7 protein-coding genes and 3 pseudogenes are annotated in these 10611 nt (G+C 69.3%); 3 read left to right on the top strand and 7 right to left on the bottom strand.

What is annotated here, in order from left to right; translation table 11 throughout:
• Positions 1-221 precede the first annotated feature (221 nt).
• The 3 genes from ACFVX4_RS40615 to ACFVX4_RS40625 form a co-directional block, all read right to left on the bottom strand.
• Positions 222-365 carry a hypothetical protein gene (locus ACFVX4_RS40615; protein WP_389988104.1) on the bottom strand — a complete coding sequence of 48 codons (144 nt, stop codon included), beginning with the start codon at positions 363-365 and terminating at the stop codon, positions 222-224.
• A 419-nt stretch (positions 366-784) separates the two neighbouring features.
• The gene (locus tag ACFVX4_RS40620) at positions 785-2275 is read right to left on the bottom strand and encodes an MFS transporter (protein ID WP_389988107.1); all 1491 of its coding nucleotides are present in this window, start codon (positions 2273-2275) and stop codon (positions 785-787) included.
• A complete protein-coding gene (locus ACFVX4_RS40625; protein ID WP_389988110.1) occupies positions 2272-3474 on the bottom strand; it encodes a M20 family metallopeptidase in 1203 nt (400 codons plus the stop codon). Before ACFVX4_RS40625 ends, ACFVX4_RS40620 begins: the two co-directional genes overlap by 4 nt.
• Positions 3475-3578: 104 nt before the next feature.
• On the opposite strand from ACFVX4_RS40625, the gene ACFVX4_RS40630 reads away from it, so the two are divergent.
• Positions 3579-4679 carry an Lrp/AsnC family transcriptional regulator gene (locus tag ACFVX4_RS40630; RefSeq protein WP_389988113.1) on the top strand — a complete coding sequence of 367 codons (1101 nt, stop codon included), beginning with the start codon at positions 3579-3581 and terminating at the stop codon, positions 4677-4679.
• A gap of 404 nt (positions 4680-5083) precedes the next feature.
• Here ACFVX4_RS40630 and ACFVX4_RS40635 read toward each other — a convergent pair whose 3' ends face one another.
• On the bottom strand, positions 5084-5950 hold the full coding sequence (locus tag ACFVX4_RS40635) for an EamA family transporter (RefSeq protein ID WP_389988116.1): 867 nt from the start codon (positions 5948-5950) through the stop codon (positions 5084-5086).
• Positions 5951-6013: 63 nt separating this feature from the next.
• On the opposite strand from ACFVX4_RS40635, the gene ACFVX4_RS40640 reads away from it, so the two are divergent.
• The gene (locus ACFVX4_RS40640) at positions 6014-6868 is read left to right on the top strand and encodes a MurR/RpiR family transcriptional regulator (protein WP_389988119.1); all 855 of its coding nucleotides are present in this window, start codon (positions 6014-6016) and stop codon (positions 6866-6868) included.
• Positions 6869-6958: 90 nt separating this feature from the next.
• Positions 6959-7407: pseudogene (locus ACFVX4_RS40645) on the top strand (IS1380 family transposase); the annotation flags it as partial.
• Positions 7408-8789: 1382 nt separating this feature from the next.
• On the opposite strand, the gene ACFVX4_RS40650 reads toward ACFVX4_RS40645, so the two are convergent.
• The 3 genes and pseudogenes from ACFVX4_RS40650 to ACFVX4_RS40660 all read right to left on the bottom strand — a co-directional run.
• Positions 8790-9317 carry a transposase gene (locus tag ACFVX4_RS40650; RefSeq protein ID WP_389988122.1) on the bottom strand — a complete coding sequence of 176 codons (528 nt, stop codon included), beginning with the start codon at positions 9315-9317 and terminating at the stop codon, positions 8790-8792.
• Positions 9314-9850: pseudogene (locus ACFVX4_RS40655) on the bottom strand (winged helix-turn-helix domain-containing protein). Before ACFVX4_RS40655 ends, ACFVX4_RS40650 begins: the two are co-directional and overlap by 4 nt.
• Positions 9851-9997: 147 nt before the next feature.
• Positions 9998-10084: pseudogene (locus tag ACFVX4_RS40660) on the bottom strand (GNAT family N-acetyltransferase); the annotation flags it as partial.
• Positions 10085-10611: the final 527 nt, after the last annotated feature.

The following is a 10611-nucleotide window of genomic DNA, read 5'->3' on the forward strand; positions in this document are numbered from 1 at the left end:
GCCGCGCCGGCTTCCGCCTCCTCCGCCACCGCATCCTGCTCAACTGATCCACACCGAGGCACGATCAACGGCTACGGAAATCTTGTCAGAGCCGAACGATTTACAGTCCCTCCGCGGCCCCGAGGCCGGATTCGGTCCTCGTTGAGTTCGCTGAGCCCGCGCGGTGGGTTCGTCGATCTGCGTCCGCACCTGGTCGGCCTGGTCGGTGATGGCCTGCCCGGTCACGCCGGCAAGGTGCGGGTGGGTAGCGACGAGGTGGTCGATCGGTCGGTGAACCGCAGGTTGGGCTCCACGATGTCCAGGTGACTGCCGCAGGAGAGGTGGGGGATCAGGACACGGTCGTGGGAGGTAGTCCAGTCGTTCATGGATTGAACGCTAGAAATTCCTGCATGACAGCGAATCCGCCGTTGTGCGCCCGGTTCCCCCTACGAAAGTAGGGGGCGAGCATGGCTGATCGTCGAGTGGAGAGCAGGCGGGTGCCGCCTAAGGATTGTCCCGTAAAGATCTTCGACGTCTCAGGGATCGTCTCGCCAAGGCGGGCGATGGTGCGGGGCCAGGGTGAGGCAGGCGAACGCGGCCGGCTAGCCACCGGCCAGGGCAGGGTGTCGTCGGCCGCCGCCGCCCCTAGCGGTCCCGCTCGCTATGTCCGCGAGCAGGCACGCGGCCGCGCCGCGCGATCCGCGTGCTCCTTGATGCCGGGCCCGCCCGCTGCCCCAGCTCGGGGTGAACCAACGTGTGTGGTCTTCGGGCCGCGGGAGTGCCGCCACACGGCGGAGCGTCGCGTTCAAGCCGCCCGACTGGGCCCCGGCGTGGCCGCGCCGCCTGTCGTACACGCGCCGGAGCCGAGGTCCCCCGTCGCACCCGGAGCGTGCACCTCACGACCGGTCAGTATCTGGAGGACCAGAGCGCCCACGCACAGCACTGCGCTCAGCCCCCAGATCGTCAGATACGCGGAGAGTGCCGGGATCTCCGTACCCCCGACGACGAGGGAGCCGAGGACGACCGCCGAGCCCGCGCCCGCGACACTGCCGCCCAGGGTCTTCAGGTTGTTGTAGACGGCGGTCGCACTCGCCGTGCGGTCCGTGGCGCTGCGTTCCACGATCACAGTGGGCAGACCGCCCAAGGCCAGGCCCATGCCGAAGCCGGCGACGGCGGACGCCAGGGCGAACAGTGGCAGAGCGGTGTGCGCGGCGATCAGCCCCACGTTCCCTGCCGCCATCAGTGCGAAGGAAAGCAGCAGTACACGACGGTAGCCGGTGCGGGCCGCCACCCGGGCCACGAGGCTCGCCCCGGCGAAGGCCAGCACATGCGGCACCGCGCCCCACGCGCTGATCTCCCAGGTCGTGAGCCCGAAGCCGTAGCCCTCGTCGGCCGTGGATGCGGCCAGATACGAGATGCCGACCGCCTGCCCGCCCAGCATCACCGCGCCGAAAAGGAAGCCTGAGACGTAGTACGGCGCGGACTGGCGGCGGGCCACCGCCCGGACGTCGACCAGGGCGTGCGGCCGGTCCCGTTCGAGCCGGACCCACCAGGCGAGCAGGGCCAGGGAGAGCGTGAGTCCGCCCAGGGTGAGCGGAGAGGTCCAGCCCCAGGTTGCGCCGCGCGCCGTCGTGCCGAGGAACAGCAGCAGCGAGAGGCCGAGCAGCAGCGCCCCGGTCCAGTCCATCCGGCCCGGTGCACGGGTCCGTGACTCCGGGATCGCGCAGTACGACAGGGTCAGGCAGGCACACGCGAGCGCGGCGAGGACCGAGAGTGTGGCCCGGACGTCGCCGGTGAGTGCGAGCAGGGGGCCCACCAAGCCGTGGCCGAGGAGCGAGCCGAGGGTGAGCGCGCCGACGAGAAGTCCCACTGCCCGCCGGCCGCCATCGAGGTCGAGCCGGTCCCGTACGAGGCCGATCTCCAGTGGCAGCAGCGCCGCCAGCGGGCCCATCAGGGCACGGCCCATCAGCAGCACCGTCAGATTCGGTGCGAGGGCCACCAGGACGGTGCCCGCCGTGACGCAGGCCAGCGCGATCCGGGTGAGCCGACGGTGCCCGTACAGATCTCCGAGCCGCCCGAACACGGGCACCGCAACTGCGGCCGCGAGGAACTGCACCGCCATGTACCACTGCGCCTGGGACGCGCTGATGGACTGCCAGTCCTGGACGGCCGGTACCAGCGCTGGGGCCGAGCCCTGGAGGAAGCCGCTGACCAGCTCGAAGACGACGAGCAGGCCGACTACTGCGGTCACCCGGGGCGCCGCCGCCTCCTCCTCCGTCCTGAGCGGGGCCGTCATGCCGACGCGCCTGCGGCGAGCCGCTGCTCCGCGAGCTCGCTGAGCAGCGCCGCCTGGCGATGGAGCACCCGGTCGTCGAAGACCGCCCGCGGGGAGTGGTTCTGGGGTGCCTTCTCCACGTCCGCGCCTTCGGGCGCCGCGCCGACCAGCAGCATCGCGCCGGGCACCTTGTTCAGTACAAGGGAGAAGTCCTCCGAACCGCTGGCCGGCTGCGGCGCCTCCCACACCTCGCCCGCGCCGAACAGCTCGCGTGCCGTGTCCAGCGCGAACGCCGTCGCGGCCGGCTCGTTGACGGTGACCGGATAGAGCATCTCGTACTCCACCTCCACGTCCAGGCCGTGTGCGGCCGCGATCCCGCGCACCAGACGCGGCAGCCCCTCGGCCAGCCGTTCGTGGTTGGCCTCGGAGTAGCTGCGTACGGTCGCCTCGAACTCGGCCGTGTCCGGGATGACGTTCTGCTGCGTACCGGCGTGCAGCCGCCCGACGGTCACCACCACCGGGTCGAAGATGTCGAAGGTGCGCGTCACCCAGTTCTGCAGCGCGGTCACCATCTCGCAGACGGCCGGCACCGGGTCCTTGGCGTGGTGCGGAGCCGATCCGTGCCCGCCCTCGCCGCGAACCGTCACCCGCAGGACGTCGGACGCCGTCATGACCGTGCCGGGCCGGGACGCGACCCAGCCGCCGGGCAGGCGATTGGCCGAGACGTGCAGGGCGAAGGCCGCGTCGAGCGGCTTGCCCGCCGCGCCCAGGACACCCTCGCCGATCATCGCCCCGGCACCGTTGTGCCCCTCCTCGCCCGGCTGGAACATGAACACCACATCGCCCTGGAGGCTCTCCCGGTGGTCCGCGAGCAGCGTCGCCGCACCGACGAGCCCGGCGGTGTGCAGATCGTGCCCGCAGCCGTGCATCCGGCCCGGCAGCTCGGAGGCGTACTCCACCCCCGTCAGCTCGTCCACCGGCAGCGCGTCCATGTCCCCCCGCAGCAGCACCGCCCCGCCTGGACGGCCACCGCGCAGCACGGCCGTGACCGAGGTCAGCTCCTGGCCCAGCGTGATCTCGAGAGGGAGACCGTCGAGCGCGGTGAGGACCTTCTCCTGCGTGCGCGGCAGCCGGAGGCCGAGCTCCGGCTCGCGGTGCAGCGAGCGGCGGAGCCGCACGAGATCGGGCTGGAGTTCCCTGGCGCGTTCCAGTACGGACATGCTGCGTCAACCTCCTGATACGGTTCCGGCCATCGGTGCGGCAAGACTGAAGTCCTGGACCGTCCAACCGACCCGAATCGCAGGAAACACGCAAGGGACCTCGAATGGCGCAGGATTCCAGGAACGAACCGGTACGGAATTCCGCGCACGGGGTGGTACGGGCGCTCGATGACGTCGACCAGGCCCTGGTGCACGCGCTGCAGATCGCCCCACGCGCCGGCTGGAACGAGATCGGCGCCGTACTCGGACTCGACGCCGTCACCGTGGCCCGCCGTTGGCACCGGCTCACCGAAGCTGGCGCCGCCTGGATCAGCTGCTCCCCGTCGCCCGCCCTCGCCGCGACCGGACAGGGACTGCTTGCCGTCGTCGAGGTGGACTGCGCCAGCGGCAGCCTGCTGGCTGTCGCCCGGGCCCTCGCCGAGTTGCCCCACGTCACCGCCGTCGAGCACGTCAGCGGAGACCGCGACCTCCTGCTCACGGTGATGGCCACAGACCTCGCCGCGCTCACCCACTGGGTGACCCGTGGCATCGGCGCGATGCAGGGCATCGTCGCCACCCGGACCCACCTCGCGAGCACCGTCTACACCGAAGGCAGCCGCTGGCGGCTGCGCGCCCTCGACCGCACCCAGATCGCCCGCCTCGCCGAAACCGGCGCTCCCCGTGCCGACACCCCCCTCTTCCCGCTCACCGACCTGGACCACGCCCTCGTCGGGACCCTGTCCATGAACGGCCGCGCCACCTACCGTGCCCTGGCCGACGCCTGCGGAACGAGCCCGGACACGGTTCGTCGCCGACTCGGGCGGCTCTTCGCCGCCGGCATGCTCCAGCCCCGTTGCGAGGTCGCCCGCCCTCTGTCGGAGTGGCCGGTCACGGTGATCCTCTGGGGGAGAGTGGCCGCGGGGGAGCTGGAGAGCGTCTCCCGCTCCGTCACCGGCGCCCGCGAGGTACGGCTGTGCGCCGGTCTCACCGGCCGGAACAACGTCCTCGTCGTGGCCTGGGTGAAGTCCCTCGCCGACGCCCAGCGCTTCGAGGTACGACTCGCCCAGCGCGCCCCCGGCCTGGACATCACCGACCGGGCCGTGGCCCTCTGGCCACTAAAGCTCAGCGGCCATCTGCTCGACGAACGCGGCTACCGCATCGGCAGCGTCCCGCTGGACGTCCGCACGGCCGGCGCCAGCTGGCGAGATCCGGAAGACACTCCCTAACCTCGCCGTTTCGGTCGAGATGAGGCCGGAAGCGGGGGGAGGAACTACGAAAGTGGCTTCTGAGCTGGGACGATGAACCTTGTCGAGGGGTTCTGTCGGTCCAAGCGGAAGGCACTTTCTGACCGACACCGCCATGGTCGCCGCCAATAGCACACCCGCAGTTCACCGGTCCAGCTCAAGGTCGTCCTCCTCAGTAGATGCTGCGACGCAAGGACGTCTCCCTGGCCAGCAGTCCTCGCTTTTGTCGTAAAGGTGGCGACGTTCGTGTACATGGTGAGGTTCTGGTGCCCCGCCCCCTCACCCGATGCTCCTCCTCACGTTCCCCGGCCGCGCGGGCGACCTGGTCGGCCTTCGCTTTCGGCGTCGCGAGGGAGTCGGCCGTGTGCTTACTGACGTTGCCCCGTTCAAGGATGGGCGAGTTCCAGGACGGCTATGCCTGTCAGGACAGCCGCGCTCGCAGCCAGGCGCAGGCGGCCGAAGCGTTCACGGAACATGAGGGTGGCGATGAGCGCGGCAATGAGGATGCTGGTCTCGCGCAGGGCGGCGATCGTGGCGAGGTCGCCGTGGGCTTGTGCCCAGATGACGAGTCCGTAGGCGAGCAGAGAGAGGGTGCCGCCCAACAGGCCCACGGCGAGGTCGGGCCGGAGCTGGGCGGGCAGGGAACGGCCACGGCGGGCCAGGGCGAGAAGTGGCAGGACCGGTCCTTGGAGGAGGAAAAGCCAGGCGATGTATCCGGCCACCGTCTCCGAGTGGCGTACCCCGGTACCGTCGATGACGGTGTACGCGGCGATGACCGCGCCGGTGGCCACCGCTGCGGCCAGCGCGGGCAGCTGGGCGCGTCCGGGCCACCCGTTGGCGAAGGCCAGCCCCGCCAGGCCTGCGGAGATGGCCACGATGCCCGCAGTCTCGACTGCGGTCAGGGACTGGCCCAGGATGCTCACCGCGGCGAAAGCGACCAGCAACGGAGCAGTGCCGCGGGCCAGCGGGTACATCTGACCGAAGTCGCCGAGCTGGTAGGCGCGCAGCAGGAAGAGCTGCGAGAGCACTTCCAGGACGGCCGAGGCCAGGATGTACGGCCACGCCGAGGCATGAGGAAACGGGACGAAGCAGACCATGACGGCCGCGCATCCGGTGTAGGCGAGGTTGATCAGCGTGAAGCCGACAAGTTTGTCGGGGATGCGGTGAGCCATGGCATTCCACACGGCATGCAGGACAGCGGCGCTGAGCACCGCCGCAGGAACGAAGGCGCCCGCGGGCAGGAAAGAGGGCATGGAGAAGGAACTCCTGACGACCAGGAACAGGTGAGGAACACAATTCCGCGCTACTCTAAGCACATGGAACAATATTCCGCACCGGGATACAGTCTCAGTTCCCACCTGCGTGCGAGGCTCCCGGAGCTCCGCGAGACCGAGGCCCGAGTCGCCCAAGTGATCCTCGACCAAGGCCCCGATCTCGTCGCGCTCAGCGTCAGTGATGTTGCCAAGCTCGCAGGCACCGCTTCCTCTTCCGTAGTCCGCGCGTGTCAGCGCCTGGGGTTCCGCGGCTACCAGGAGCTGAAGATCGCCGCCGCGCGACAGCTCCCCGCCCGCGGCCCCGCACCCGACCTCGACGACGACCCCGCAACACGCGCCCTCAACGACACCCTGCGCGCCTCCCGCGAAGCCCTCGACGGCCTCACCACCACCCTTACCCCTGCGCAACTCCAGGCCGCAGCAGCCGCGCTGAACACCGCCCCCCATGTCGTAGTGACCGCCGCTGGCCTCTCCGCGGCCGTGGCCATCGACGCCGCCTACCGCCTGCGCGCCCTGGGCTGCATCGTCGACTCCCCCACCGACCCCCTCACCGCCCAACTGGCGGCTGCCCAACTCCCCGCCGGCGCCGTATGTCTGGCGATCAGCCACACCGGCGCCACCCGTAGCACTGTCGACACCGCACGCCGCGCCCGTGAAGCCGGCGCCACCGTCGTCGCCATCACCAGTTACGCCCAATCCCCGCTGAGTGAAACCAGTACCTACGCTCTCGTGGCAGGCGGGCAGGACCTCGTGTTTGGCCTGGAGACCACCGCCAGCCGCATCGCCCACCTCGCCGCTGTCGATGCCCTCACCCAGACCCTCATGGCCCAACGCACCACGGCCGCCCAACGAGCTCTCGACCTCTCGGCAGACGTCACAGCCGACCACGCCTACTAGCCTCGCCGTTTCGGTTGAGATGAGGCCGGAAGCGGGGCGGAAACGCGAAAGTGCCTTCTGAGCTGGGACGATGAACCTTGTCGAGGGGTCCTGTCGGTCCAAGCGGAAGGCACTTTCTGCGTGCAGGGTAGCGGTTCTCGTCCCAAGCTCCACGTCTCCACTGACGGTTCGGGGGTGGTCGGGCACGCGGGCGCACGTTTGCTGGCGGATCTTGCCGATGCCATCGGTCTGACCACCGCCTACTCCACTGCGCTCAGGCCGCTGCGACCGCGTGGCACCGGGCACGATCCAGGTCGGACCGCCACCGATCTCGCGGTGATGCTCGTCGACGGCGGTGAGGCGATAGCGGATCTGGCCGTGCTGCGGGACCAGGGCGAGGTGTTCGGACCGGTCGCCTCCACGCCCACTGCCTGGCGGTTGCTCGCCGACACCGACGGGGCAGTACTCGCTTCGCTGCGAGCGGCCCGCGCCTCAGCCGGGAAGTCGCCTGGATGCAGGCTGCCGAGACCGGCCAGCGTTCTGACTCGCCTCGCGCCACAGCAGTTCCCCCGGAGAGCTGGGGGAAGCCGTACCTGGGCACGCACCAATGCTACGCCTGTTCGAATATCGGATGCGAATGACGCGCCGAACCATCCCAAAACGGGTCGCTCTCGCCCCGAACCCCTCCCCAGCACCCCACTCCCCTGCCAAACTGGCTCCGGCCTCGCCGTCACCCCCGTCGGCGTGGCCACCCCGGGGAGGCCACCATGACGTGCGGAAACTGTGGCGCAGCAGCCACCGAGGGCCCCGACGGGTCCTGGACCTGCAACAACCAATGCGGCTGGTCATCCACCGCGCCCGGCCCCGCCATGACCCCGGAGATCACCACCACCAGATGCCGCGGCTGTGACGCTGAAATCCACGGCCTCAACGGCCGGTACGCATGCGGGCTCTGCGGATGGTCCAATCACTGGGACGAGGGACACCAGCCGCTCCCCGCCGCCAGCAACGCCCCCAGGGGCACCAACACCCTGCGATAGCCGCAAGGCGGCATCTGCGGCACCCCGCGGCCGATCAGCTCGGTGGCATACCGGAGCAGAGCCGTCTTCTAGGTGGCGCGGTCCGGGGTGTGGGCGTGCAGTTCGGTGTGGTGGTGGGTGGTGTGCTGGTGTCGGTCGGGTGTGGGTGCTTGTGCCGCGTGGGCGGCTTCGGCTTCGGCTGCTTTCGTCTCCGTGTATTCAGCGGGGCTGACGGTGCGGCTTCGCCGGCCGACCTGGTCGGTGAGGCGGTGCCGGATCTCCGCTGCGCGGGGTGCGGCCCAGATCTGGACGAGGTGCTGTTCCAGGACGGTGTCGCCTTCGTCCGCGTTGATGTCGCCAGCTGCGGCTGCGGTGTCCCGGCCGCGTGCGTGGATCCGGAACCTCCACCACTAGTATTCCTCCGGGTCCCCGAGGAGCGTTGATGCAGACCAAGCCATTGCCCGCGAGTCGGTCGTCGATGTCCTGCTCCGGTGGCTCGGCGTCCGCGTCGACCATGACGTACTGATGGTGCGAAACCCGGACACGGCCAGGCCCCTGAACCGTCATCGTTCTCCCCGATCCTCGATTTCCGACACCGTGCTGCGGCCCGCGCACCGCATCGGGTGCGCGGACCGCAGCACGGCACACGTCGTCGAGCCCCTGGCTGTCGGCCTGCCGCCCAGGAGCCGACTATGCGGTCCCGCGGCGGATGTTCATCGTCCGGTACTCCACAACCCGCCGGAGCAGACGGACAAGCGGATCTCCAGCTGACTGCTGGTGTTCTACGCCGTAAGGTTGCTGATGGCGTTCAGCGAGGTGTCGACGGCGAATTCCACAGATGGGCGCAGAGGTGTTCACTGTGCCCATCGCGGATCCCTCCACAGTTCCTACTGCGGTTGAACTCGTGATGTCGTCTGCGACGATCAGGGGTTGATCGTCAGTCCCGTTTCGGTGAGGCAGCCGTCTATGAGGTTGCTGCGGTATTGGAAGTGCCGCAGGCCGCTTCGGATTCGTTGCATGAGGTGTTCCGGCGTGGTGAAGGCGACGTTGGAGAGCCAACCGCGCCGCAGCAGGGACCAGACGCCTTCGACGGGGTTGAGGTCGGGTGCATAGGGCGGCAGGTAGTAGATGGTCAGCCAGTCCCGGGTGGCGGCGAACTCCCGAAGTCCTGCGGCTTTGTGGACATTTAGGTTGTCCCAGACGAGGACGATCGGCCCGCCGAGCTGAGCGTGGGCGGCGATGAGCAAGTCGCGGTAGTCGCGCCAGGAAAAACTCTTGCGTCCGTCGCGGTTGCCGTCGTCGCGCCGTGGCCGGTAGATCAGCCGCGACCGGTGACCGGGTTTGTAGCAGGTCAGAGCCGCGATCGAGATGCGTCTGCGGGAGCGGCCGCGGACCCGCACCACCGGGGTGCGGCCTCGCTGCGACCAGGTCCGGGCGTGCGGCGGCGTCATGGAGAAGCCGGCCTCGTCCTCGAAGACGAGCCATGCTCCACAGGCCGCCGCGAGCCTTCCGCGCACGGCCACGTCTCCTTCACCCAGCCGGCGACGGCCTCGTCGTCCCGTTCCAGGGCCCGGCGGACGGGGACCTGGCAGGACCAGCCGTTGCGCACCAGGAGCTTGCGCACACCTGAACGGTGCAGGCCATGTGGAAGCGCCGGCCGATCACGGTCTTGATCCGACCCAAGGTCCAGCGCTGGTCCTCCCAGCCATGCGCGGCCGGGCCCTTGGCGAGCTCCCGCTCCAGCTGAGCGAACTGCTCGTCACTCAGCCGAGGCAGCGACCGGGCCACCCGAGTTCAGAGCCCGCGAGCCGCCCTCCGCCCAGGTCCGGCGCCGCCGCTGCACAGACCGGAGGCTGACCCGCAACTCCTTGGCGATCACCGCGCTCGTCTCACCCCGCTCGAACCGCTCAGCAGCCTCCAGCCGTAACCGCTCCCGGAACTCCCGACGCTCGGCGGTCAGCCCGCCCCCTTGCGGATACCGCATCCAACGGTGATACCGCACAGCGCAGGGCCCAGTCAGCCGAATGCGACATCACGAGTTCAAACTCAGTAACTGAGTTCCGGCATGGCGCATGAGAAGGCGTACGCGGCCCAGTCGGTGACCGGGACGTATCCGATTCGCTGGTAGGGGCAGAGCGGGCCGTGAGCGCAGGAAGTCTCCGGCTCGGGCGAGAAAGTCGTCGATGTCTTCGGTGAGGTGCCAGCCATCCGGGCACATGCTTCATGATTCCTCATTCCTCATGCTGTAGGTGTGCTGTTCCGTCACCAGCGGGTGTTCTTGCGCTGGGGCAGTTCAGCAGCGTAGGCGGCGTGGTGAGTTGCGGCTTGGATCGCCCAGCTCTCAGCTGGGGTGATGTTCAAGCCGAGGGGTTGGGCGAGTACGGCGGCGGGCAGCTCAGCGGCGAGTTCGATCAGGGACCGTGCGGCCGAGCCAGGCCCCGCAGAGCCGCCAGCAACGCACCTCCGTTGCTGGCGGCTTCCGGCCTGCAGGCAGTGTTCGTGGAGTCATGACCTGCCAACGGCATGCACGCCTATCCGTAACACCCGTGACGGCTGGCGTGCACATTCACGGTCGTCGGCCGGCTTCGTACACCCTGCGCAGCATCGGCTCGTCCACCAACCGGGTGTGGCATCCCGCCTCCCCACATGTTCCGGGACTGTAAAACGATCGGTGTAACTCCTGATCAAGGAAGATGCATCGATGACCAGTGAGAACGTGACCGAGGCCGAGTCCGTCGAGCCGTC

This window comes from Streptomyces sp. NPDC058240, assembly GCF_042882135.1.
GTDB lineage: Bacteria > Actinomycetota > Actinomycetes > Streptomycetales > Streptomycetaceae > Streptomyces.

Excerpts from the sequence above, each read along its gene's own strand:
- ACFVX4_RS40615 (WP_389988104.1), bottom strand. The coding sequence starts at position 365 with ATGAACGACTGGACTACCTCCCACGACCGTGTCCTGATCCCCCACCTC.
- ACFVX4_RS40620 (WP_389988107.1), bottom strand. The coding sequence starts at position 2,275 with ATGACGGCCCCGCTCAGGACGGAGGAGGAGGCGGCGGCGCCCCGGGTG.
- ACFVX4_RS40625 (WP_389988110.1), bottom strand. The coding sequence starts at position 3,474 with ATGTCCGTACTGGAACGCGCCAGGGAACTCCAGCCCGATCTCGTGCGG.
- ACFVX4_RS40630 (WP_389988113.1), top strand. The coding sequence starts at position 3,579 with ATGGCGCAGGATTCCAGGAACGAACCGGTACGGAATTCCGCGCACGGG.
- ACFVX4_RS40635 (WP_389988116.1), bottom strand. The coding sequence starts at position 5,950 with ATGCCCTCTTTCCTGCCCGCGGGCGCCTTCGTTCCTGCGGCGGTGCTC.
- ACFVX4_RS40640 (WP_389988119.1), top strand. The coding sequence starts at position 6,014 with ATGGAACAATATTCCGCACCGGGATACAGTCTCAGTTCCCACCTGCGT.
- ACFVX4_RS40650 (WP_389988122.1), bottom strand. The coding sequence starts at position 9,317 with ATGACGCCGCCGCACGCCCGGACCTGGTCGCAGCGAGGCCGCACCCCG.